The sequence below is a fragment of the Legionella tucsonensis genome, assembly GCF_001468035.1.
Taxonomy (GTDB): domain Bacteria; phylum Pseudomonadota; class Gammaproteobacteria; order Legionellales; family Legionellaceae; genus Legionella; species Legionella tucsonensis.
The window spans coordinates 477,369-500,523 of the sequence record NZ_LNZA01000001.1; the positions used below are offsets into that span (position 1 = coordinate 477,369).

Here is a 23,155-nt window from a genome sequence, read left to right on the forward strand (position 1 = left end):
CTAGGAGCAATTTATATTTAGAACCTAAATAAGGTTCGCACATAGTGAAAAATATGCTGACATTTGTTAATTGCAAATTTAACGCTTATAGCTGCTTAGTATCTAGCGCGTAATCTTTCTTAGATTTTTTATTCAGAACTAATATAGGTTTCCCAATTGTTGACTGGGCGATATCCCTTTTTCGATTCGTCATTAGGAATCCACTTACCATAAGTTTTCATCACCATTTCGGTATCAACATGCCCCATCTGGCTTGCAACCCACATTATATTTTCTCCACATGATAGCATCATGGAGGCATAAGTATGTCTTGTTTGATAGGGATTTCTGTAACGAACTCCAGCTTTTTTCATGGTATGAACCCAAGCAGTGCGTCGGATTTGGTGATCGGTTTCCCATGGTTGATTCGTGCGCGGATTATGAAATACCCTTTTCCCATTATCAAATGTATACTTCATTTGTGCGTTAAGTGCTTCAATAGCGGGAGGAAGTAACATTACCTGACGCTTGCCTGCAATGGTTTTAGTTCCCTTGACCTGTTTTTTAACTACTGCTCTGGCAACATTAATTATCCCATGAGCTAAATCAATGTCTTCCCATTCAAGAGCTATAAGCTCGGATGTTCTTAATCCTGTAAAAAAAGCAAACTGAAAGAGATTCCTGATCTGTTTATGATGCGTTGCATCTAAAATAGCTTTGACCTCATTTTTATCAAATGGGTCTACTTTGAAATTACTTTTGCTGGTTTGTTTGCTTAACAACTTAGAAATGACAATTTTATCTAGCGGGTTACTCTTGATGTACTCATCATTAAGTGCTTGTTCAATAATCGCTCGTAGAGGAATGAGAAGATTGCTGACGGTTTTTGAGGTAACTTGCAAACCACGTATCCATTCTCGAATATAAGCTGGTTTTAAATCTTGTAATGCAACCTCTCCAAAATAAGGAATAAGGTGCGCCTCACAGACCTTTTTGTATCCGATATATGTACTATGCTCACGGGTTGCTTTTATTTGGTCTAAAAAATCTCTGAGTAGTTCACCAATTGTTATATTAGTTTTTACATGTCCAAATCTTCTCGCCAAATTTGATTGTGGGAAATAATCTGCATATGAAAATGTACCCCGTTCAATAGTGTTGAGTATTTCACAACGTAATCTTTCAGCATATTTGATATTGCTAGGGGTGACTTCTAGCTTTAATGTTTCTCGACACTGTACACCCCTATAGTAAAAACTGATCCTAAGAGTGGTTTTCCCTGAACTCCAACGTCTTATCTCTACGCCTGCTGGAGTTTTTGGAGTGTCGCTTGATCGCCGAATTCCACCCATTTTTCAACCTCCACCAAATTAATCCATAAGTTACCATCTGGGCCTAACTTGCAATGTAAGCCATCTAACCACATCCCTCGCTTACGTTTAGAATGCACCGCATTTGTGGTATCTCCAGTATCTTGACAATATTTTTTTAATTTTACCCATTTCACGATTTATCACTCCATTGATGCACTGAGTTGTCGAAAGCCTTTAGGAAGAGGTAAATATTTTTTAAACTGTTTTTCTTGAGCATGTATTTCAAGAATCATTTGATATAACCGTACTAATTGCAGCTCGGAAGATGCATTTGCTTTGAAAATAACAGATGACAGTATGATGCCTGAAATTAGAGTCAATGATGTATTGGTGATTGAGCCTTCTGTTTTGCCAGAACCGGGTGATTTTGTAGCAGTTAAAATCAGTGGTAAGCCAGAAACGATCATCTGTCAGTATAAAAAATTATCTTATACTTCGGCGGAATTTGAACTGCTAACACTAAATGATAATTGGCCAAATATTAAGGTAAGTGATGGTATTGACGTTAAGATTATCGGTGTTCTAGTTCAGAATCTTAGATGTTATAAATCTTCCAAAGTTAAGTCATAAGATATAAATTAGCAAGGCACTTTAATCTCCTTTTTGATCGCAAAATCAAGGAATTAGTCTAGACTAATTTGATTAAAGTGCCCCCTTTGTTGGTGTAGAGCCACTTTTTTAGGGGCCATATTATATTATGGTTTGGACGCTGACTCATCTATCTTAGATGGGTTGGAATATTGACTTTGACGAAGGAGGCGTAATGAATTACCTGAGGAAAAAGCTTAGGAGAAGGAGTATGGTCAGGACAGGTGTTGACTCTGATATTTTCAATCAATCAATCTATCAAGGTTTATTTTCTTCACTAATTAATGTTCTGCATAGTAAGTTTTTTAAAACAGCGGCTTTCTGTTATCAACCCACAATAGTTCATCAAGGCCCTGCTGGCTTTTTAAAAAGAGGAAGCTCTCGCTTTCTTGGTTTGTCGCTAGGGTGCATGGCGTTACCTGTGGTGGCTGGCAGCATGGGTGGCACTGGTGGTCCAGTATCACATCCCTGGTCGTTGACGGGCAGTCTTGGCTATACGGTGTATGAGGATATGTACCGAGGCGATGGTCAAACTGCTGTGGGTCGCTTTGCCATTGGCCGAGATGTATACACCGGTCATTCTCTGACCTGGGGCTTGGAAATGGGCGTGCAAAACGGCAACACCATGCGATATTTCCCTTCACAAGCAGCCGTTGATGCACTTGGCGGTCTTCCGATTCAAACGACGGTAAAGCCGATGCTTGATTTGTTAGCGACTTTAAAAAGCAATTCGTTCGGCACGACCCCTGTTTTTGCCCAATTGAAAGGTGGGATTGCCTATCGCCGCTGGCAGTTTAATGACCGTGACAGTATTAACGATAAATCGCAAATTGCCGGGGAAGTACAAGCGGGTTTGGGGTGTGCCATCAGTGAACGGGCAAGCTTGAGTTTATCTTATCAGGGCGTTTTTGGCAGCAACCCTGACTTTCGCTTCAATGCTGACAGTGCCACTGGACGAGTATCCAATATCCCCATCCAAAATGGCGTGCTGCTTGGTTTGATGGTCGCTGTATAACATCTAGGATGGAGAATTAATTTATGAAGAAGAAACAATACATTATCGCTTTAGGGTTAGCCTTCACTATAGCCGGTACTGCTTATTCTGCTGCCAATCCAGCCTCAAAAGAATACGTAGATACTCAAGTAAAAATATTGCAATCACAGATTGCTGCCATTCCTGCTGGAAAACAGGGGCCTGCAGGTCCACAAGGACCACAAGGCCAGCAGGGTCCAGCTGGTGCTCCTGGTGCTCCTGGTGCACAGGGTGACCCAGGTCCCGGGGTTGCTGCCGGTGGTACGACTGGACAAATTCTTGCAAAAACATCGAATGATGATTTCGATACCCAGTGGATTGACGGCCCTGGCACGTACACCATAGGCCAGCAGGCCATGGGCGGCATTGTCTTTTACGTTGATTCTACCGGTCAGCATGGGTTGATTGCGGCAGGAGAGGATAATAATGGGGGCAATGCTATAGCATGGAAAAATACCAATAGTTTGCTTACAGGAACGAGCAGAAGTGATGGTATTTTTGCCGGCATAAAGAATAACGCACAAATCATGGCGATTCAAATTCCGGACGGGTCTAATAATTTTGCCGCAAAAGTTTGCGCAGATTATCGGATACAAGCTGATGGTATAACTGCCTGTACTGACCCAGGTACAGCAGGCGATACCTGTTACGCTGATTGGTATTTACCCTCAAAATTTGAGCTGAATCAATTGTTTCTGCAGAAAGATATGGTCGGTGGGTTCAGTCCGGGCGACTACTGGGGCTCTACCGAGTTCGACGCTATCGATGCGTGGATCCAGAACTTCAGCTTCGGCTTTCAGCTCCCTGACTTTAAGGACGGCAACTTTCTAGTTCGTTGTGTCCGGGCTTTTTAACTATTAACCAATTTAACCATTACCCAGACCGCGCAGCGGTCTGGTGCAAAAAAGAGGTGTTGCTGTGGCTTTGTATACTGAATTATCTGTATATCGAAATACTTATCAATTAATTTTAAAGGTATTTGAATACAGCAAGGACTTCCCAAGGGAATATCGATTTACTTTGGGGCAGGATAACCTGATAAAACTCCTGTAAAATGGTTTTATGGAAGCGTTCACAGATCCCATTAGTTTGCGGTGAGTTTGCTTTTGTTCTCGTATGGTCAATATTGTTAATAGCTAAATATAACTGATAATCATGTTGCTCTACCTTACCACAATACTCTGTGCCTCTATCGGTTAAAATGCGCAGCATAGGCAATCCTTGCAGCTCAAAGAAGGGTAAGACCTTGTCATTAAGAATATCTGCTGAGGTAATGGGTGTTTTAGTTGTATAAAGCTTGGCAAAAGCCACTTTACTATAGGTGTCTACAAAGGTTTGCTGATAGACACGGCCAACACCTTTTAATGTGCCAACATAAAAAGTATCTTGGGACCCTAAGTAACCCGGGTGAGCTGTTTCTATTTCACCGCAAGCTTCGTCATCAAACTTCTTCTTCTCTAAAGCAATAATTTGAGCCTCTGTCAGAATGATACCCTCAGCTGCTACTTTTGATTCAAGGGCTTTCAGGCCGTCTTTAAAATTAGCTAATTGGTGCCTTAGCCAAACACTGCGAACTCCACTACCAGAAACGAAGATGCCTTGTTTACGTAATTCATTGCTAGTGCGTTGCTGACCATGGGCTGGGTATGCTATAGCATATTCTCGTACAGCTTCTTCAATAGATTCATCTACTCGATTTTTAACATTCGGTTTCCTTCTACTTTGATCAAATAAAGCCTCAACCCCACCTTCATCTACTGCTGATTTATAACGATAAAATGTATCTCTCGATAAACCCATTACCTTGCAGGCTTTTGATACATTACCCAATTCTTCTGCAAGATTTAGAAGACCAACTTTATGTTTAATGATTTTAACAGTATTATCTATCATGAGAGTTTTCCTTTTGGTTTTGTTTAAAGTTCGCACTTCTATCAAAACCGGAAACTCTCACTTTTTCAAGTAGTTGTGGCAGATTAAGTCTAAACTAATTCACTTCAGGTTACGTATGCTGAGATTTAGTAACGGATGGCTCTTGTGTTGTTTCTTTTGAAGGCATTTTGAAATTATCAAGCCCGGGAAGATCTTTCATTTCACTTTCTTTGGGCATTATAGACTTACCTGTAATTTCTTGCGGGCCCTCTTTTCCTGGTCTATAGAGCTTTCCATCACCATTAGAAAAAGCGATGACTTTATTGGTTTTGTCATCAATCATAATAAAACTTTTCCCTAAATCTGCTTGTTTTTTAAAAAAGTCAGCCATATCTTCATCCGATTTAAAAGATAGGTTTAATCGACCCTCTTTATCTTTCTGAGGCGGGTTATCTTTAAACCATTTTTCCCCACAATGTTTTTTATAGGCCTCAAGCAAAGCTTCAGTTTGTTCACTTTGAATACTAGTACTCTTTTTCTTACGTGCAACTTCTTCTTTTTCAAGCATTTCCATCTGAGAGGTATCAGTTACTGTTTTCTTAGGAGATGTTAATGGTATATCCTCCTCTAAAGTGGATGGTGGGAGATTGCTCTTTATCCAGTTGTTAATCATTTGCTTTTGGCTTGATGTTTGCACACCAGCCGCCACACCGCCACCAATTGCCAAACTTCCTTGAGGAGTTTTTTGATTAGTCCAGCCTAGTAACACGCCTCCACCCTCCATAAATTGAGAAGCATGGCTAAGGCTTTGTTTTACTGAAGTGTCATCTGTGGGCACTGCTTTTCCTTTGCTGTCGTATTTCATCGTGGTAATAGGAACTGTCCGGTATACGCTCTGTAAATGTTGGTATTTTGGCTCAGTGAGTAGTTGCTCGATTTGGGATATTACAGCTGCCTGGTTCGCTCCATTTGTACCTGTTTTCCAACTTCCTTTTTTGTAAGTATCTGTAATTTTATCTGTTTGATCTTGATTGGCAGAATAGGTGATCCCAACCGTTTTAGCTCCATTAGCATGTAATCTAGCTACTTCATCCAGGATTTGAATCGCCTGATCCCTGGATGAAACAGAACTACCATTTTTCTCAAAATCTACGCGGAAGGGAACAATACTGTTTGGCATATCAAGATCCTTGCTGTTTATGATAATTATTTAATCATAGTTAATCCGATGTATGTTTTCAATAAAGCTAATGCTAGATTATATCAAGTTATTCTTGGCAAAATAAGACTAAAACTTGCTCCTTTTAATGTCTTCGAATCACCTATGGAAAGCATCCCTTCATGTAAACTCAATATGGATTTCGTAATTGATAAACCAAGCCCAATATGTTTTTCTGTTGTGTCACTTGAACTTAATGTTGTAAAGGGTTCCACAATTTCTCCTCTATCACATTCAGGAACACCTGGACCATCATCTTCTATGCGAATAATTACTGATTTATTTTGATATTCCAAACAGATTAGTATCTGTTTATGAGCGTGTTTCAGTGCATTACTGATGAGATTATTTACCGCGTGATATAAGAGTTTTGGATCAAAAAAAAGCAATTCATTATCACTTTGTTGGTAATTAAATAGCACGTTTACCTCATAGGATTGATGTGTTTTTAATAAATTCTCAAGCCACTTACGTATATTGAGTAGTGTCTTATTTATTTTAAGTTCGTGTGTCGTACTTTGAGAGTAGAGTAAAAAAGTGTGAATCAACCGATTCAAATCGTGTATGTCTTCTTCAATGCTTTCAAAATGTTCTTGCTCTTCACGAGACTGAGCTTTAAGTTTTTTTAACGAATCAAGAGCCAATTGTATGGTGTATAAAGGAGTGCGAACTTCGTGGGCAACAAATCGTGCCATATTTTGTTGTGATTGGATGAGTAAATTTATTTTGTTACCCATAACAACAACATTTTCATAGACACCTCTCAAAGTTGAAAAGCGACTTAGGCTCACATCATAGTTAAAATGACCTTGGCTGTATTCTTGCGTTAATTTATGTATTTTTGCGCTGTTTCTGCTGAATAACCAGGTGAGAGCTGCCACTGCCAAAACAGCTAAAATTGTTATTGTTATAACAAAGTATATTTGAATTTTTGATAATTGAAGTGAAAAATAGGGATAGTTTAAAGGGCCTACGCTTATTATTTTGTCACTGTCAGGAATTTTAAAATAAATGGTTGTTATTGGTTTCTCATTAGAGGGGATGTTATAATCTACCTCGCCATTCATTAATTTATTTTTTGTTTTATAAGCAATATTTGTACTGTTCATAGAGGTGAGCGTTAAAGGAATTTGATACTGAATCTGGAGTTTATCTAATGCTTCATTCCATTTGCTCATCGGGAGAGTATTTAACGTATCTAAAATAAGCGTTCTCATCAAATAGGTTGAACTTTGAATAATCTCATTCATCGATGTCCCTACTTGTATTTTCAAAACATAAGGGCTCTTGTCAATACGCTTGTAGGCATAAACATCATGAAGACTATAGGTTAAAAACATAAGATTCTGTTCTTCTTTATAAACAATACTACCCGCAAGCAATTGTTCTTTGTCTTTCGCTGTAAAGGGTAGGGAATTCATATCAAACACTTGTGCGGCATTAGTGTTTTGCGGGAATAATTTTTTTAATTCCGCATTAGAACTCGAAATTGGTGTATTCCATTGTGATTCGTTTGCTTTGAGTACTATATGTTCGAGGACTGAAAAATTACCTATCCCTAAAATGTCATGAACTTTTTGGGCGCTTATTCGTATGGAGTAAGTAAAGGAAAGATAAAAACCTAATAGGATGAAAAATAATATGAATAAAGAAGCGGAAATTGTTTTTAGATATAATTTTATCATTTATCCTTCCATGAATCTGATAAAAATAAATATCCTTTTCCATAAATCGTTTTAATTCGATAAGGATTATCAATATCATCACCTAATATCTTCCTTAATCGTGATATCTTAAGGTCAATACTCCTGTCTACACCATCATATTCTCTACCACGTAACGCATAATCGATATTATCTCTGCTTAAAACAGTATCGGCATTCTTTGCTAATAGAGCAAGTAGTTCATATTCACTTGGGCTTAAATCAAGGGATTTTCCACAATAACTGACACTTTTTTTTATTAAGTCAATAATCAATTGATTAAATTGAATTTTTTTAGATTCTGCGATTAAGTTGGGCCTTCTTAAAAGCGCAACAATTCGTGCTTTTAATACCTCTTCTTTAACCGGTTTTGTAACATAGTCATCTGCACCAAGTTTAAGGCTGGTTACCTCATTTTGCTCTGTGTTCAAAGCAGTAAGCATCAATATTTTACCGCGATATGCATCCCGTACCGTTTCACAAATTTGCTCACCATTCATCTCTGGCAACATGACATCAAGAATCACTAAATCGGGTTGTTCTCTAATGATACGATAGGAAGCGCTATCGCCTCGAGACTCTGTAGCTACATGATATCCTTCATCAGTAAGCATTTTTTTTAAATACTTGACTAACTTGGAGTTATCTTCAACCAACAATATATTGATGTTCATCGTTTATATTTCTATGCAGTTTAATATTAGTGTAGTCATGCTGGCCTGGAATTCCCTAATCCTAAGTATACGTTTCATAAAACCATATGATTTTTAAGTAAAGAATATTTAAAGGTACTGAGAGATAGATTATTTCACACCTCCAACTTTCTATCTAAATATACCCAATCTATACAATGTTTATACAATTAACGATTTGTATCTCGATATAATGGATTTATTAAACGGTAATATCGTAGGAGAACAGTATGAAAGCAAAAGTTGTCAAATTAGCGGCTTCGCTTATAGAGGATTTAAGTTCATTGGCCTTTAGATCCAACAGCACAGAGTCTGAGGTGGAACGGATTATAAAGAAAGCCAATATAGAAAAAGTAAGTGTGTCTACAGTGACGGGGAGTGGCTCTCCTGTCACCCATAATTATGGCGATGTGGATAAAGATACGGTGTTTGGAGCCGCATCACTGAGTAAGCCCGTATTTACATATCTTGTATTAAAGCTTGCAGAAGCTGGTGAACTCTCTTTAGATATGAGGAGGCTTAATGACATTTTGCCGTTTAAGGATTTTTGTCAACAGCATGGTTTTACATGGAAAAATAATGAAAAAGATAGAGAACGCATTAATGCATTTACACCAGCTATGATTCTTGCTCATAAAACGGGATTTGATTTAAATCGAAAAGGGGAAGTGAATCATCAATTTGAACCTGGCCAAGAATATTATAGGTATTCAGGACTCCCCTTATTTTATTTACAAAAAGTGATTGAAAAAATGACTAACTCAACTCTTGAAGAGTTAGCTAAGGAATATATTTTTAAACCTTTGCATATGAACCATAGCAGCTTCTATCCTAAATACGAACTACAGTTGATATCTGATAAAACAACATACGAGCCAGGAAAAATTTATCTTAAAGCTACTAAAAAAGATCTGGAATATGCAGTGCTAGGTGGGGATAGTATTATGCCATGGCATGGTATGATTCCCTGGCATAAATTACCGAGGGATTTTCCAAGAAATACTTCTGAACTCATCCAATTAAAGGAAAAATGGATGCTTACGGTACTCACTCATTTATCAAATATACGTGAGATAATACCTTCACCTTGTGCAGCGAATAGCTTAACAACTACTGCGGAAGATTACGCGCTATTTGTGCAAGCTTGGATGAACGATGAAACATTGCACTATGCTTTTAATCCTCAAATTCTTATGACGCAGGATCCTTGGGCGAAAGAAACGGTGTCAGATCATAGGGATTTAAAATATGTAGCCGAATGTTTGGGCTTTCAACTCGAAGTAGATGAAAATGGCAAACCACTTACTGCGTTTAAGACGGGTGATATGGGACCATGGAGAGGGTGGGTTGCAATCGATTTAACCGGCGATTTACAAAAAAGGAAAGCAACAGTTTTTTTTGCAAAAGGTCCGGATGAAGGGAATGGGCATATTCTTGCAGAGACGCTAATCAAACCCTACTTTCAATTAGAGCATGCTATGAGGTGGTTTAAAGAGAAATATGGTTTTGCTACTGGCTGGGAAGAAAATTGGGAAGCTTTGCAAAAGGTACGATGTATTCGCGGAATGAGTTATCAAGAACAATCACCAAAAGTGTCTCAATCTATAGAAGAAGTTACTGCTTTTAGTGATAGTACACAAAAAATGTTTCATCTGACGCCACCCAAACAAGAACCTGCACCAAAAACGATTCAATCTCAAAAACAGGAAGCGCATTCAAATCAACCGGTCCAAGAAGTTGAACAAAGTAGAGATGAGGATAAAGTGCAAGAAGAGCGAAAGTTTAATCCTACACCATTTTCTCCTTCATACTATTAAGCATTAGGCTGTAGAGGAGAAAACAGATTTTTATAGCCATCAATTTTCGGGGGGGGATGGGGCTAACTCCTAAAGAAACAACAGCATAAACGATGGTCCAGGTTTTTTTGAGCCACAGGTGGTATCAATCCAGCAGGTCTTTCAGACCTTCATCCAGGCTGTTTTTTTCTGGGAAATTTAATAACGTAAATTCAGCCTGGTTTTTTATCCTATACTTATTAAGATTGAGCAATAAATTTACACTTAAATTGCTACGGATTATAACTATAGGGAGATTATAATGGCTAGAAATGATTCAAGTAGCAGTGTTGCAATTGTTGCTATAGTTGTGATTGCTATTCTTGTTGCTGTTGTAGCATATCATTTCTTCAGTGAGAATCTTGGTAGTCCAACAGCCACAATTCCTGCGGTAATTAAAGAGACCCCGAGTACAACTATAGAGGCGCCTAAAACGACTATAGAAGCTCCTGAAACAACTATAGAGATGCCAAAAGCAACGCCAAATAATTCAAATAGTACTCCTGATACGCAAGAATAATGTTGCTTGGAAATGATGGCAATTTAAAGTTATAGTAACATCCTGCGTTATAAATGATTAGGACATTGCTTCATGGAATGGAAGCCTTTTAAACCGACAGGGTTGTTTATAAAGACTTTAAGACTCATTTTGGCTTTCGCGGCAGCGTATTCATTAAATAGTTATGCTGCGCAGTTGTCGCCGTTTTCTTTTTCAGCTGCAGAACACTTGGCAAGACAACAGGACGAGTCATCCTATTTAGAGCATTTGCCTGCAGACTCAAAAAAGCTTGATCATGGTTTTGCTCTGTCGGAGCATTTAGCAGCAGGGCAACAGGTAGCGCTTTTATTTGAACCAAACAAACCGCCTGAAACAAATGGTCTACTGCATTTGCTCAATGGCCTTAAGCTGACTTATGGGAATATTTTAAGTTTGGGCGATTTATGCGGTATTGTTGGTCAGTCTATCAGTTTAGGAAAAACTCCCAAAGAACAACAACAGCGCTTTCTGAATGTCTTTTATTCATTTGCTAAAGAGGTTCGCGCTGTAGGTGAAGTCAATCAACTCAATCACGTCATTGAGCAGGAGCTACAAACGATCCAAACAGGCATGCAACAGGGTGAGGCACCCGAAGTCATTTATCAACGCATTGGCAATGAAGTAGGTCGACAAGTTAACTGCATTACGGGTGGTGGTTGTCTCTCTTGGAATTGGTGGATGTTTCCTGGGCGTTATTTGAAATTAGCTATGGAAAATTATGATCATTTCATCCCGAATGCGCAAATTGCTTATTTAAGCGGGCATCAAGCTGCGTTGTCGCAAGCATTAAAAGCGAGGGAAACAGGTTTAAGGCAGGATTTGGAGTTAGCCTATGCAATGGATGCTTTTGCCTGCCATTTTTTGTCGGATCACTTTGCTGCCGGCCATCTGCGCACTCCGCGGATACAACTTGCTCGAGAGGTTTATCCCTCACTGCTGGGTTCATTATTAGCAAGCTATATGCACAATGAAGAAAATCAAGAAGGCTTACATGTGCATAATACAAATCAGGAGCATTGGGTGGTCTATGGTGATTTTTCTTATTTTAATCCTGCCAATGAAGAGAGTCGAAACAAACTAGCACGTGTGTTACAACAATCCGCCGATGAAGTTTTTAACACTTTTTACAATGGCATAATCAACGATTACCATTCTCACCTTGCTTCGCTTCCTGAAGCAGATGAAAACAAAGACGAACACAGTATGGATATTTCACCCCTGTTTTATTGGAATGAGCGTACGAAACAACTCTTGCGGCGAAAAGATATAAGCAATCCATACGATCGTCGCTTTACAGCAAATTGGTGGGGGTGGAGTACCTTGATTTCTCTAAAAAAACACTATGGAGTGACCCGAGAGATGCGTTCTGTTTTGCATCTTTTAGATGCTCGATCCTCAAGAGCAGGAGCAAAAAAATTAATATTAAGCGCTTCTAAAGAATCAGGCTTTTAAGACAAACCTGCTGTTGGAGACGAAATTTTTATGAATTTAACATAGCATACACGATGTTTAAAATAATAAGGATTTGCAATGAAAGTAATACATGATGGTGATGCTGCCTATGAAGATATAATGGCATTGTGTTTATTGCTGCTTAATGCTGATGTAGTTGCCGTTACAGTAACCTATGGAGAATCGACTACTAAAATCGGTGCTGAAAACATGGAGCGAGTATGTCGCATGTTAAAACCTTCGGTAAAGATCCCTGTTGCATATGGTGTTAATTCAGCAATGGATCATCATGGTACTCGCTTTCCTGAATATATTACTAAGGAAGCAGATACCATTTTAAATGATACCGATGTGCCAATAGTGACTGATTCTCAAGTTACAGATTCCGCCGTTAAATTAATATTTGACACTTTAATGTCCAGTGATGAAAAAATAACTATAGTAGCTACTGGACCATTAACCAACATTGCTCAAGTGATATCTGCTCATCCTGATTGCATAGAAAAAATTGAAAAAATAGTCATTATGGGAGGGGCTGTAAAAGTGCCAGGAAATATTTCAGATCTGATTCCTGATACAGAAAATACAAAGGCAGAATGGAATATTTATGCAGATCCAAAAGCCGCGGAACGTGTTTTTACCACTCTCAATCTTCCTATATGGCTTGTTCCTGTCGATATTACTTGTCAAATGCCTATGACTCGAGCGTTTTATGCACGATTAGATAAGGAAACATTGCCCGCGTTGAAATTGGTCAAAGATATGTTAACGTCCTTATTACGGGGGATGGGAGAGAAATTATTCTATGGTAAATTACAATTTTGGGATAGTTTATCAGCTTTGATCGCTTTAAATCCTTTGATGGCATCATTTGAGGAACTCTCACTCACAATTGACTTAAGCACAAGCCAGACAAAAATAGATGAAGCATCAAGTTCTCAAGTACCTCGTGTTCAGGTTGCAACCAAGCTCAACAATGTTGAGGCAGCTTATGATACATTCTTAAGGTTAATGAAAACAGGAATGGAACCCGTTATGACGAATTCAGGTTATAACGGAACCTTTTTTGGATTATCGAAATCAGTGGTATTTCCTCAAAAATCACAAGCTCCAGAAATACAACGCACAAATACTCTAACTTGATGGTGTATCCTGGTTGCAACCAACCAGGCTTGTCGTTATACAAGTTTTTGGTGAACTCGCTTCATATTAATCGATTTTTGCCATTTTGAAATAATCAATACAGCAATGGCATTGCCAATCATATTGGTTAAGGACCTCCCTGAGGACATAAAACGATCCACTCCAAGAATTATGACCACTCCTGCAACAGGAATTGTGCCTATAGCTGCTAAAGAACTGGCTAATATAATAAAACCGCTGCCTGTAACACCGGCAGCTCCTTTTGAACTGATGATCATGATAAGTAATAAAAAGATTTGCTGATGAAGCGTTAAATCAGAGTTGGTTGCCTGTGCAATAAATAAAGCTGCAAGGGTAAGATAAATGGCAGTCCCATCTAAGTTAAAAGAATAACCTGTTGGTATTACCAAATCGACCACGGATTTATCACAGCCTAAGTCAATTAATTTTTCCAGTAAATTAGGCATTACTGTTTCAGAGGATGAGGTAGCAAAAACAATAAAAATTTCAGTTTTAAAATACTGGATCACTTTAAATACATTTAAGCCTAAAGCAAAATAGAGTATGCTGCCGAGCAGGATCACGATAAATACAATGCAAGTTAAATAAAAACAAATCAGTAATTCAGTCAATCCAAGTAAAGAATGAGCGCCATATTGACCTACTGTATACGCCATCGCAGCAAAAGCTGCCATTGGAGCATAATGCATCATCGCATGAATTATATTAAAAAATACTTTTGTGAGATGCTCGAAGCCTTCTAAGATGAATTTTCCTTTGCTTCCATAAGACATCAAACCCAATGCAAATATGATCGCAACAAACAACACTTGCAGAATTTCCCCATGAACAAATGCGCTAAAAAATGTTTCCGGAATAATATTTAGAACAAAATCCGAAACATTGTTTATTTGCTCTGTTTTACCAAGATATGAACGTGCTTCGGATATATTTAAAGCGGACGGGTCTATATTCATTCCGGTACCAGGATGGAATATATTCGCAACAACCAGCCCCAAAGTTAGGGCACAAATCGTTGTTAATAAAAAATAAATCAGTGATATACCTCCAATCTTTCCCACCGTTTTTAAGTCACTCATTGCAGCAATACCGGAAACAAGTGTTAAAAAAATGATGGGGGTTATCATCATTTTTATTAGTTTGATAAATAAATCTGCAAAGGGTTTGAATGAAATAGCTATCGTTGGAGCAACAATACCCAGAATGATACCAATAATAATTCCCGCAATAACCTGCACATATAACTGTTTAAAAAATTTCATAATGAGCCCGTTCAGTACAATGATGTTTTCCCTCAGTATTCCGGCATAGCACAAGAGCTTCATTTACTATTATGTGAATGAAGTTGCCGATTATATACGGTTTAAGGCAAAAAAGGAGAAAATTACTGCATGGTATCAGTTACAATAATTGGATCTGGAGACGTTGGTAAATTTTATGGCCAATGGCTGAAATTGATTCTCTGATTGCTGCTAAAGCGACAATCAGAGAATATAATTTATTTACTGGTTTTGAGAATTGGTTGAGGTTTGATTACCTGATTTGATCTCAGAATTTAAGATGACACTCTCAAAATTTTGATCAGCTCCTACAACCAGTAATCCGTTATTAAGCTTATAAAAATAAACACACTCTTCTTTTCCATTAAACCAGTGCTCCCAAGTCATGCAAACACTCCCATCATCTTTTACGAGCCAAGTTCCTTTATCATTTTGTGGGGCACCCTCGGTTTGTTGCGCAAATCCTCCCATCATTTTACCCTCTTTATCAAAGTAGCCGGTAAAACTATTGGCAATCACTTTATCGTTGAGTGTAGCGGCTGATATTGTTGTGACGGTTTTATCACTTAAGGCGTCTGTTACTTCCGATTTACTCATTGAAGAAAGAGATGCAGCAAAGCTAAGTGAGGAAGTTGTCAATAGAACAGCGGCAATGGGTAAAAGTTTCATAATTGATCATTCCTTGAAAATTTATTATATCTTAAAGAAGAATAGCAGAAATATAAAAAAGGGCATTTCTGCTGACATGTGTCAAAAAAGCAAGGGCAAGAAAGCCTCAGGAATCTGTGCTAATAATGGCAATATCTTGGTTTACTAATCTAGATTTGAAGCATATGGTGCAAATGCAGTTGCTATCTGTGACGGTAAACGCAAGCCAGGGTGAAGCAAATGAAACCCGAGTTTCGTGTCCTATGGATCTTCACTCAGCCCTAAGTTTTAGAGTTCTTTTTTCTTGAGCTTTTTGTAAATGGTTTTCTATTGGGTTTATTGTATGTTGAAGTTGTTTTCATATTAAAGGAGTGTGTTTGGGGCTTTGAAACGATGACCTGAGGGACATTGTGCATGGGTTCAAAATCCTCGATTTCAATACGGTTTAACTTGCGTTGAATTAATTTTTCTATAGCGTGTAATTGATTTGACTCGTCAGCACTTACTAAGGAAATGGCTAATCCTGATGCACCAGCGCGTCCGGTTCGCCCGATACGATGGATGTAATCTTCAGCCACTTGCGGTAAATCAAAATTGACCACACAGGGTAATTGATCAATATCAATTCCTCGAGCAGCAATGTCTGTAGCAACTAAAATATGCAACTCTCCAGACTTAAATTCGGATAAAGCTTTAGTTCGCTGGGATTGTGATTTATTGCCATGGATAGCGGCAGCATGAATTTGAGCTTCAGTCAATTGTTTGACTAATTTATTTGCGCCATGTTTGGTTTTTGAAAACACTAAAGTCTGACCCCATTTATTTTTATGAATTAAATGACATAGTAAAGCTGCTTTTCGGCTTTTATCAACTGGATGTACTGTTTGTTTGATTTTAACTACGGTTGTATTTCGAGGGGTAACATCAATTTCTACAGGTTGGTTTAGAATGGTTTTTACAAGATTACGAATTTCATCAGTAAACGTAGCTGAAAACATAAGATTTTGCCGGTTTTTTGGTAACCATTGAATAATTCGTTTCATGTCATGAATGAAGCCCATATCCAGCATTCTGTCAGCTTCATCCAGAACCAGCGTATCAACTTCATCGAATTGTATGGCACGTTGCTGATGCAAATCCAATAAACGTCCCGGTGTAGCGACTAGCAGCTCAACCCCAGAACGTAATTTCATCATTTGAGGATTAATTTTTACTCCGCCGAAAACTACCGCAGAGCGGAGCGATAGATAGCGTCCGTATTGAATGATGCTTTCATGTACTTGACTGGCTAATTCACGTGTTGGAGTTAGAATGAGCGTACGCGTTCTATTACTTTGAGCTCGGGGTTTGGAGCTGAGTTTTTGTAAAATAGGTAATACGAAACTTGCTGTTTTACCTGTTCCCGTTTGTGCCGAAGCCAGAACGTCTCGACCTGATAATATCTGAGGAATGGCTTGAGTTTGAATAGGAGAGGGTTCTTTATAACTTAATTCGTTAATCGCTTGAAGTAAGGGTTCGATTAAACCTAACGACTTAAAACTCATGCGGCTTCCTTTATTTATTGGGACTAGTGAAGGGGAAAATGGTATTGTTTTCATTTCAAAGTGTTTATTTTCAGGGCAATTGTATCACAAATGTTAGAGAGTACGTTAGTAAATAAACCGACAGGAATCCTGCCTCGAAACAGTTGTTTGTCTAAGATGAGATAAAAATGCTTTCTGGAATATTCCAGAAAGCATTTGATAAGTTGTGATTTTTATTTATAAAGCATGGCTCCAATTGCTTGCTCATATTTTTGAAAGTATTGATCTTTAGTTTTCTCATCTAATCCATTCTAAAAATCTTCAGTGGTTGGCTTAGGAGCCATTTTATGGCGAATATCTTGAGTTTCTTCTGATAAATAAGACCTAAATTCAATATCTAATGAATCATATATTCTTGATTTTTTATGGAGGTAATCCTGGAGAATAACTTGTTTCTCTTTTTTTCCCATTATACTCCAATATTCGTTGGTTGTTACATGGTTAAAAAACTTTACACGTACTGGACGTGTTGTTTCAGAAATATAAGCTTTAAACTCCGTATCAAACTCTTCCCATTCATTAGTAAAGAAACTGGATTTGCTTCCTGGAATGGAGGGTTTTTTTTCTGCTTTCTGTCTTGCTGAGGGTGCATCGAGCACTTCGGTAATGCCGTTTTGTAAATCTTCTGGAGATTTTACTTGAATTGCCTTAAACCCATGTGCTCTTGCATCTGATACATTATGAAAGGAATCATCAAAAAAATATATTGCTTCTTTGTTTACATTAAATCGTTTGCTAATTTCTTCTAATCTTGGCACTTTGCTGCCATCGGTACCTTTTTGTGGACCCATATAATTTTCAGGTGGAATATTTACTCCATAGCGTTGAAAGAAATCCAGGGTGCGTTGAATTACCTCTTTATCTAAATCCGCTCCATAATTTGTCACTAAAACGATGGGAATGCCTTCTCTTTGAGCACGCTGAAGTAATTCTGCCGTCTTTTGTCCTCCAACCATTACCGAATATGCTCCTGGAATAACTTCACTCCCTATACGCATTGGTTGCCCTAGGCCATTGTCATCATGTTCTGAACCAGTTTGTAATGTCTCTGATACGTCGAATGCTAATACTTTTACCATATTGAGTCCTTGTTATCAAAAAATAAGTAATTATACTTCAAATTGATTAAAGTATTCCGAATTGTCGTAACTTTTTTATGCATAATGGTGTAAATTTGTTTTTTTATGGTGGTTTTTAATAGCAAGCCTGAGTGCAGGTCTCTGAATCTTCTATACATCGCTAAAAACTCTGTCCAGCTCTATTTCGACGTTCCGCGGCAAGCCGTGGGGCGTAGAAGAGATGTGCTCAAGTGACAGGTTCAGGTTTATAGGTCTAGGTCTGAAACTCGGGTTTCGCTTCATCTACCAGCCTATGCTTGTTTCCCAAAATATATTTTAGTGTGTTCATGTACATGGAAACATTTCCTTGACACGCTCTTATTGCTTTCTTAAGATGGTTATCATGCTGCCTTCCTCAAATGATTTGTATTATTTTATTGAAGTGTGTCAAACGTTGAATTTGTCGCGTGCTTCTGAACGCCTGGGGATTAGTCAACCGTCTTTAAGTAGTGCAGTCAAACGACTTGAAAATGCAATTGGTACCAGTCTCTTTATTCGCATAAAAAATGGGTTGAAATTAACTAAATCGGGAGCGCAATTTTATACCCATGCCAAACAATTGATTCATTTATGGGAAACCGCTCGTGCTGAAAGTCTGGCGAGTGTTGATGAAATCCAAGGGGATTTTGTTCTTGGTTGTCATCCTTCTGTTGCTCAATATGTTTTGCCTTTATTTATGCCCAAATTACTTGAGCAATACCCTCAAATAAGAATTACCCTGAAACATGATTTATCACGCAAAATTCTAGAAGGAATTATTAATTTTTCCATTGACATTGGTATTATTGTTAATCCGGTGAGGCATAGAGATTTGATTCTGCAAAAGCTTTACGATGATGAAGTGGGCTTTTGGCAACCTAAAGATAAAAACTTCATGGAAGAACAAAAAATTTTAACCTTATTATGCGATGTCGATTTATTGCAAACACAAAAGCTACTTAAAGATTTGGAGGTAATGGGCATCAAGGAATATCGTTTATTGCCTACCTCAAATCTGGATGTAATTGCCAGTTTGACTGCAGCGGGTTGTGGCATGGGTATTTTACCGCGTTCAGTAGTGCATACTCATCATCAGTCGCTGCTTTCCCAAGTCCCGAATACGCCCATTTTTCATGATGAAATTTATTTAGCGTATCGACCGGAACAAAGGCAAGTTAAAGCGTTACAGGTTATGGTGCAAACAATCCGTGACTCGTGCAAAAACTTGCAGCACTAGATGGTTAAGCAACATCTGAAAGAGTGTTTTCTTCTAGGTGTTCACTAAACCAGCGGATTAAGGTTTCTTCATCTAACTGTTCGTAAATGTAATTCAAAAACAACTCTAATTGGTTGGTGAAATCTTCTTCAGTAAACTTCAGTTTTTCACGCATATTGGGAACATGATGCAAATATTCACCAAAGTAGTGATTACAGAATTCATGGTAATCTAAGGTAATCAGAATAAATTCATGCCACATATTATCGATAGGTCTCATTTCTTCATGCATCACAGGAATGAATTGCAGTTCTGGATTATTAGGGTTGGCTTTTAAATCATGTTCGTGTTTTACACTGAGCCATAGATATTTGAGCATGTCGGTAAACAGCTGTTCTGCAGAATCAGAAAAACCAGGAAAATTCTGCTTAAATCGCTCTATAACTAACGGGTTTTTGTATTCCAGTAATAGGCTAAGATTGGGTAGCTTTTTCATGGTCATTCTCACAAATAGTCTATGGCTAACAGAACCTTAGGAATAGCGGCAGCATTTGCAGCGCATCATGCCTTTAGATATTTTGGCCTTAACGATTTGGTGCACTAATTGTTTTTTCATCTTTTCTCTCCATTGGTAATTGCGTTTTTAGCATAATTTATATGGAGCATTTTAACTATAAAGAAAAAGCTATCGCTGTAATAGTTTATTGTAAAAATCACTGCCAGGTACGTTTTGAAATTGTCATTGATTTTCAGAAGCAAATTACTTTATTGAAAACGTTAGCAGATAAGTCATCAGTGCTAACGTTTCAAGAAATTAATGTCACATTTTTGTTGGTAATTTACTAATTTGTTCCGCTACTTCGGGCTCATTAATACCACGAATAACCACCTGATCATTTTTCTCGACGTTTGTCACTTCATAGGTAACCTTACCTAAGGTTTTATTTAGACTCATCAAGAAATCTGAAGATTTTACCCGGCGTGTTTGCTCAACTTTTTCGAGAGGTATAAGTGCATCTACACGATGTTGGCCGTCTTTGCGCAAACGGGCTGAAACTTCTGGGCCAATTAGCGATTTCAACATGGATGCGGTCGATGTGTTAAGCTCCTCTGATTCGTAACTATAACAACGAGCACTTATTTGATCCCATAAAGCGGTACCTAACTTTGGATTGGAGCTTTGAAAAATATTAATTCCTAGAGGGAAGTAAGCACCATAACCTTTTTTTCATAGGCCGTAACCAATTCTCTGTGAGCTGAGGTTTCATTAGCTGGATTGTGTACATGGAACCAGAGAAATTGATCTGGATTTTCAGCGTATTGTTTAATCATTTGTTGGAATATACAATGACCAAATCCCAGAAGGACCACAACCCCTCCATCATTTTTCCTGACTTCTTTTAAGGTATTATCAGTAAGTGTTTTTTCTCTTCTTTCGGAATTCAGACTTTTCTCTTTAAGCTGCTCAGAAACCGGTAAATCAATTCCGCCAAGTTTGAAACCTTGGTCGCTCATTGCTTCGAAAAGCTCCAGCTTAGCAACCACGCTTCTTAATTTTTCAGCCTCTTGTGCATATTGAGGATGAGTACTCGGCATTTGCTCCAGTCTTTTTGCTTGCATGGCAACAAGCATTTTCGACATGGAAATATTTTGCTCCAGGGATGCTCCTGGCTCCATGCCATCGACACAAATCGTGGTGTAGCCCGCTTTTTTTAAATGAGGCAGTTGTTTGATAAGAAATTCGCTTGTTGCTCTATCGGCATGACTTTCATATAACACAACAGGAGGAAGCGCATATTTGGCATACATGATATTTCTCTCATCTAATTGTGCTAATTTAATTATAGTAAATTAAATTTTATTCAGTCGCTCTAAATATGGAATTAATTTCATCCTAATGAAGAAAAGCAAAAATTTTTGACTTTAGTTCTAAATATGGCTGTATAGTTACTCAACTATTGGGCTTTCTTTTTTAAGATCATTAAGTTTTATTTAAAAAATACATCGATAACAAATTATATGTAATAGAGGGTTTCTGATTGGGTAACTCCACCCGAAGCGAACTAAAAATGTCCTTCTTTTCTTGGCAAGAGAAAAAATAATTTTCAATTAATCGTTACCTATAAAATGTCTATAAAAGGGGGTTTTTTATTTCATTTTGAACTGGTGGGGATGGAGAAAAGAAATAAATAAGTAGTAACATGAGAAAAATAATTAGAGAAATATAAAATATAATTTTTGCATTATTTGTTAATGCGGGATCTGTGCCTTTATATCCAATGTATCCTGAAACAATTGCTATCACTAAAAAAATAAAAGCCGCAGTTAACATTTTATCTTTCCTTTTTCAGAGTTAAAAAATATTTATTTCTTTGCTTTTGTCTAAGTCTCATTATTTTAATTATAGATATCTTTTGTAAGTTCGTTCTTCAGAGATGGGTAGAACAGTCATTGTTTTTTGAGTTATTGATGATAAAACTTGTTTGTTTTTGTATCGCGGTTATGTTAAAAATCATGTGCTTAATGTCGCAATAAAGTGGCAAATACCCTTTATATTATAAGAGATTTTCATGGACGAAAATAATAATAAATCCCTTGCTCTTCATGTCTGGATAGTCTGTGCACTGGGTTTGTTCATTGATGGTTATGATTTATATATTGCTTCTGTAGCCGAGCCTTTTATTAATGCTTTATATCATCCCTCCTCGCTTATGATTGGCCTCACTCAAGCTGCTGCTCCTCTTGGCGCGGTATTTGGTGCAATCATTGTCGGACGCATAGCAGATATGTTGGGCAGGAAAAGTATGCTCATTATAAATCTTGTGTTTTTTGTGCTTATTGCTATTTGTTCTGCTTTTGCCTGGAATATAACCTCACTTTGTGTTTTTCGATTTTTACTCGGTTTTGGCGTGGGTGCTGATTATCCTATCTGTGCAGCCTATTTAGCTGAAATGATTCCTCCTCGTAAAAGTGCCCAATTTATCGCAACCGCTATGTTTATCAATTGTCTTGCTTCACCAGTAGGTGTCATTGTAGCCTGGCTTTTATTTAAACTGCACCCACAACTTGACGTTTGGCGATGGATGTTTGCTTCAGGAGCAATTCCTGCAATTGTAGGATTGTTATTTAGAGCTAAGCTGCCGGAGAGTTTTTTATGGCAAGTTCATCATCGATTAAAACCACGCTCAAGACGCGCTGTTTTCACTCATTATCAATTTATATTCTCGCCAAGAATGATAAGAGTTACTGTTTGTCTTTGTCTTTGCTGGTTTTTATTAGATATATCGTATTACGGAATAGGACTATTCACTCCTTACGTCTTACAAGCATTTAATCTTTCAAGTGAGGCAAATTTCCTGAGTGCGCAAACTGAGGTTTTAAAAAGCACTTTCGTGGTAAATATTTTTGTTTCCCTAGGTGCTTTTTCAGTCATTTTTTTTGTAAATCACGTATCATTGATTAAATTGCAGAAAACAGGATTTCTATTTTCGTTTGTGGGATTATTATTCCTTAGCATAAGCTATCTGTTCTCAAGTACCAGCATTATTTTTATCGGATTCATCTTGTTCAATTTTTTTATAAATTTTGGCCCGGGAATTTCAACTTATCTGCTGCCTGCAAAACTTTATAATCCTGAATTTAAAGCTACCGGACATGGATTGGCAGCTGGGACTGGAAAATTTGGTGCGTTTATTGGAACGGTATTCTTACCTATTCTCCAGACTCACTTGGGTATCTATCTGACTTTAACGATTCTTGCCAGTACTCTTTTGCTTGGTTGGTTGTTAACAAAATGGTTAGAACGGGAAGAAGATAAATTAACTATTCTTTCGGATTCAATTTCTGAGAATACATTGCTATCAACGTCTTAAAAGGGGAAATC

General features: G+C 37.8%; 21 protein-coding genes and 1 pseudogene. 9 read left to right on the top strand and 13 right to left on the bottom strand.

Annotated elements, in window-relative coordinates; genetic code table 11:
* Positions 1-128: 128 nt before the first annotated feature.
* Positions 129-1,331 (bottom strand): tyrosine-type recombinase/integrase, encoded by a 1,203-nt coding sequence (locus Ltuc_RS02085; RefSeq protein ID WP_058519704.1) that lies wholly within the window; start codon positions 1,329-1,331, stop codon positions 129-131.
* 318 nt (positions 1,332-1,649) lie between these two features.
* Here Ltuc_RS02085 and Ltuc_RS14875 point away from each other — a divergent pair, with 318 nt between their 5' ends.
* From Ltuc_RS14875 to Ltuc_RS02105, 3 genes are all read left to right on the top strand, one after another.
* On the top strand, positions 1,650-1,922 hold the full coding sequence (locus Ltuc_RS14875) for a LexA family protein (protein ID WP_338011329.1): 273 nt from the start codon (positions 1,650-1,652) through the stop codon (positions 1,920-1,922).
* A 229-nt stretch (positions 1,923-2,151) separates the two neighbouring features.
* A complete protein-coding gene (locus Ltuc_RS02100) occupies positions 2,152-2,955 on the top strand; it encodes a hypothetical protein (RefSeq protein WP_058519707.1) in 804 nt (267 codons plus the stop codon).
* Between the two features lie 23 nt (positions 2,956-2,978).
* Entirely contained in the window at positions 2,979-3,827 is an 849-nt protein-coding gene (locus tag Ltuc_RS02105) for an Lcl C-terminal domain-containing protein (protein WP_058519708.1), read from the top strand.
* A gap of 178 nt (positions 3,828-4,005) precedes the next feature.
* Here Ltuc_RS02105 and Ltuc_RS02110 read toward each other — a convergent pair.
* The 4 genes and pseudogenes from Ltuc_RS02110 to Ltuc_RS02125 all read right to left on the bottom strand — a co-directional run.
* Positions 4,006-4,866 (bottom strand): annotated as a pseudogene (locus Ltuc_RS02110) (IS481 family transposase); the annotation flags it as partial.
* Positions 4,867-4,975: 109 nt separating this feature from the next.
* Positions 4,976-6,025 (bottom strand): hypothetical protein, encoded by a 1,050-nt coding sequence (locus Ltuc_RS02115; protein ID WP_058519709.1) that lies wholly within the window; start codon positions 6,023-6,025, stop codon positions 4,976-4,978.
* Between the two features lie 83 nt (positions 6,026-6,108).
* A complete protein-coding gene (locus Ltuc_RS02120; RefSeq protein WP_058519710.1) occupies positions 6,109-7,749 on the bottom strand; it encodes an ATP-binding protein in 1,641 nt (546 codons plus the stop codon).
* On the bottom strand, positions 7,746-8,441 hold the full coding sequence (locus tag Ltuc_RS02125) for a response regulator (RefSeq protein ID WP_058519711.1): 696 nt from the start codon (positions 8,439-8,441) through the stop codon (positions 7,746-7,748). The genes Ltuc_RS02120 and Ltuc_RS02125 overlap by 4 nt, the downstream gene beginning before the upstream one ends.
* A 248-nt stretch (positions 8,442-8,689) precedes the next feature.
* Here Ltuc_RS02125 and Ltuc_RS02130 point away from each other — a divergent pair, with 248 nt between their 5' ends.
* The 4 genes from Ltuc_RS02130 (at position 8,690) to Ltuc_RS02145 (ending at position 13,427) form a co-directional block, all read left to right on the top strand.
* Positions 8,690-10,276: a serine hydrolase domain-containing protein gene (locus Ltuc_RS02130; RefSeq protein ID WP_058519712.1), complete on the top strand. Its 1,587-nt coding sequence runs from the start codon at positions 8,690-8,692 to the stop codon at positions 10,274-10,276.
* A gap of 280 nt (positions 10,277-10,556) precedes the next feature.
* A complete protein-coding gene (locus Ltuc_RS02135) occupies positions 10,557-10,814 on the top strand; it encodes a hypothetical protein (RefSeq protein ID WP_058519713.1) in 258 nt (85 codons plus the stop codon).
* A 72-nt stretch (positions 10,815-10,886) separates the two neighbouring features.
* Positions 10,887-12,284: a hypothetical protein gene (locus Ltuc_RS02140; RefSeq protein ID WP_065236202.1), complete on the top strand. Its 1,398-nt coding sequence runs from the start codon at positions 10,887-10,889 to the stop codon at positions 12,282-12,284.
* 78 nt (positions 12,285-12,362) lie between these two features.
* On the top strand, positions 12,363-13,427 hold the full coding sequence (locus Ltuc_RS02145) for a nucleoside hydrolase (RefSeq protein ID WP_058519714.1): 1,065 nt from the start codon (positions 12,363-12,365) through the stop codon (positions 13,425-13,427).
* A 35-nt stretch (positions 13,428-13,462) separates the two neighbouring features.
* Here the strand turns inward: Ltuc_RS02145 and dctA are convergent, their stop codons facing one another.
* The 4 genes from dctA to Ltuc_RS02165 all read right to left on the bottom strand — a co-directional run bounded on the left by dctA (position 13,463) and on the right by Ltuc_RS02165 (position 18,038).
* A complete protein-coding gene (gene dctA, locus Ltuc_RS02150) occupies positions 13,463-14,710 on the bottom strand; it encodes a C4-dicarboxylate transporter DctA (RefSeq protein WP_058519715.1) in 1,248 nt (415 codons plus the stop codon).
* A 240-nt stretch (positions 14,711-14,950) separates the two neighbouring features.
* Complete coding sequence (locus tag Ltuc_RS02155) at positions 14,951-15,397, bottom strand: hypothetical protein (protein WP_058519716.1); 447 nt, start codon at positions 15,395-15,397, stop codon at positions 14,951-14,953.
* A 260-nt stretch (positions 15,398-15,657) separates the two neighbouring features.
* Positions 15,658-16,920 (bottom strand): DEAD/DEAH box helicase, encoded by a 1,263-nt coding sequence (locus tag Ltuc_RS02160; protein WP_058519717.1) that lies wholly within the window; start codon positions 16,918-16,920, stop codon positions 15,658-15,660.
* Between the two features lie 290 nt (positions 16,921-17,210).
* The gene (locus Ltuc_RS02165) at positions 17,211-18,038 is read right to left on the bottom strand and encodes an HAD family hydrolase (RefSeq protein ID WP_058519718.1); all 828 of its coding nucleotides are present in this window, start codon (positions 18,036-18,038) and stop codon (positions 17,211-17,213) included.
* A gap of 382 nt (positions 18,039-18,420) precedes the next feature.
* Here Ltuc_RS02165 and Ltuc_RS02170 point away from each other — a divergent pair, with 382 nt between their 5' ends.
* Positions 18,421-19,293 carry a LysR family transcriptional regulator gene (locus Ltuc_RS02170; RefSeq protein ID WP_058519719.1) on the top strand — a complete coding sequence of 291 codons (873 nt, stop codon included), beginning with the start codon at positions 18,421-18,423 and terminating at the stop codon, positions 19,291-19,293.
* Between the two features lie 4 nt (positions 19,294-19,297).
* On the opposite strand, the gene Ltuc_RS02175 is transcribed toward Ltuc_RS02170, so the two are convergent.
* The 4 genes from Ltuc_RS02175 to Ltuc_RS02190 form a co-directional block, all read right to left on the bottom strand.
* The gene (locus Ltuc_RS02175) at positions 19,298-19,768 is read right to left on the bottom strand and encodes a glycine-rich domain-containing protein (RefSeq protein WP_058519720.1); all 471 of its coding nucleotides are present in this window, start codon (positions 19,766-19,768) and stop codon (positions 19,298-19,300) included.
* 324 nt (positions 19,769-20,092) lie between these two features.
* Positions 20,093-20,356 carry a hypothetical protein gene (locus tag Ltuc_RS15760; RefSeq protein WP_274519400.1) on the bottom strand — a complete coding sequence of 88 codons (264 nt, stop codon included), beginning with the start codon at positions 20,354-20,356 and terminating at the stop codon, positions 20,093-20,095.
* 113 nt (positions 20,357-20,469) lie between these two features.
* Positions 20,470-21,081, bottom strand: a complete 612-nt coding sequence (locus tag Ltuc_RS15765) for a TraB/GumN family protein (RefSeq protein ID WP_274519401.1) — start codon at positions 21,079-21,081, stop codon at positions 20,470-20,472.
* Between the two features lie 322 nt (positions 21,082-21,403).
* Complete coding sequence (locus tag Ltuc_RS02190) at positions 21,404-21,604, bottom strand: DUF1328 family protein (RefSeq protein ID WP_058519722.1); 201 nt, start codon at positions 21,602-21,604, stop codon at positions 21,404-21,406.
* Between the two features lie 238 nt (positions 21,605-21,842).
* Here Ltuc_RS02190 and Ltuc_RS02195 point away from each other — a divergent pair, with 238 nt between their 5' ends.
* Complete coding sequence (locus tag Ltuc_RS02195; protein WP_058519723.1) at positions 21,843-23,144, top strand: MFS transporter; 1,302 nt, start codon at positions 21,843-21,845, stop codon at positions 23,142-23,144.
* Positions 23,145-23,155 lie beyond the last annotated feature (11 nt).

Excerpts from the sequence above, each read along its gene's own strand:
- Ltuc_RS02085 (WP_058519704.1), bottom strand. The coding sequence starts at position 1,331 with ATGGGTGGAATTCGGCGATCAAGCGACACTCCAAAAACTCCAGCAGGC.
- Ltuc_RS14875 (WP_338011329.1), top strand. The coding sequence starts at position 1,650 with ATGATGCCTGAAATTAGAGTCAATGATGTATTGGTGATTGAGCCTTCT.
- Ltuc_RS02100 (WP_058519707.1), top strand. The coding sequence starts at position 2,152 with ATGGTCAGGACAGGTGTTGACTCTGATATTTTCAATCAATCAATCTAT.
- Ltuc_RS02105 (WP_058519708.1), top strand. The coding sequence starts at position 2,979 with ATGAAGAAGAAACAATACATTATCGCTTTAGGGTTAGCCTTCACTATA.
- Ltuc_RS02115 (WP_058519709.1), bottom strand. The coding sequence starts at position 6,025 with ATGCCAAACAGTATTGTTCCCTTCCGCGTAGATTTTGAGAAAAATGGT.
- Ltuc_RS02120 (WP_058519710.1), bottom strand. The coding sequence starts at position 7,749 with ATGATAAAATTATATCTAAAAACAATTTCCGCTTCTTTATTCATATTA.
- Ltuc_RS02125 (WP_058519711.1), bottom strand. The coding sequence starts at position 8,441 with ATGAACATCAATATATTGTTGGTTGAAGATAACTCCAAGTTAGTCAAG.
- Ltuc_RS02130 (WP_058519712.1), top strand. The coding sequence starts at position 8,690 with ATGAAAGCAAAAGTTGTCAAATTAGCGGCTTCGCTTATAGAGGATTTA.
- Ltuc_RS02135 (WP_058519713.1), top strand. The coding sequence starts at position 10,557 with ATGGCTAGAAATGATTCAAGTAGCAGTGTTGCAATTGTTGCTATAGTT.
- Ltuc_RS02140 (WP_065236202.1), top strand. The coding sequence starts at position 10,887 with ATGGAATGGAAGCCTTTTAAACCGACAGGGTTGTTTATAAAGACTTTA.
- Ltuc_RS02145 (WP_058519714.1), top strand. The coding sequence starts at position 12,363 with ATGAAAGTAATACATGATGGTGATGCTGCCTATGAAGATATAATGGCA.
- dctA (WP_058519715.1), bottom strand. The coding sequence starts at position 14,710 with ATGAAATTTTTTAAACAGTTATATGTGCAGGTTATTGCGGGAATTATT.
- Ltuc_RS02155 (WP_058519716.1), bottom strand. The coding sequence starts at position 15,397 with ATGAAACTTTTACCCATTGCCGCTGTTCTATTGACAACTTCCTCACTT.
- Ltuc_RS02160 (WP_058519717.1), bottom strand. The coding sequence starts at position 16,920 with ATGAGTTTTAAGTCGTTAGGTTTAATCGAACCCTTACTTCAAGCGATT.
- Ltuc_RS02165 (WP_058519718.1), bottom strand. The coding sequence starts at position 18,038 with ATGGTAAAAGTATTAGCATTCGACGTATCAGAGACATTACAAACTGGT.
- Ltuc_RS02170 (WP_058519719.1), top strand. The coding sequence starts at position 18,421 with ATGCTGCCTTCCTCAAATGATTTGTATTATTTTATTGAAGTGTGTCAA.
- Ltuc_RS02175 (WP_058519720.1), bottom strand. The coding sequence starts at position 19,768 with ATGAAAAAGCTACCCAATCTTAGCCTATTACTGGAATACAAAAACCCG.
- Ltuc_RS15760 (WP_274519400.1), bottom strand. The coding sequence starts at position 20,356 with ATGTTGAAATCGCTAATTGGCCCAGAAGTTTCAGCCCGTTTGCGCAAA.
- Ltuc_RS15765 (WP_274519401.1), bottom strand. The coding sequence starts at position 21,081 with ATGTATGCCAAATATGCGCTTCCTCCTGTTGTGTTATATGAAAGTCAT.
- Ltuc_RS02190 (WP_058519722.1), bottom strand. The coding sequence starts at position 21,604 with ATGTTAACTGCGGCTTTTATTTTTTTAGTGATAGCAATTGTTTCAGGA.
- Ltuc_RS02195 (WP_058519723.1), top strand. The coding sequence starts at position 21,843 with ATGGACGAAAATAATAATAAATCCCTTGCTCTTCATGTCTGGATAGTC.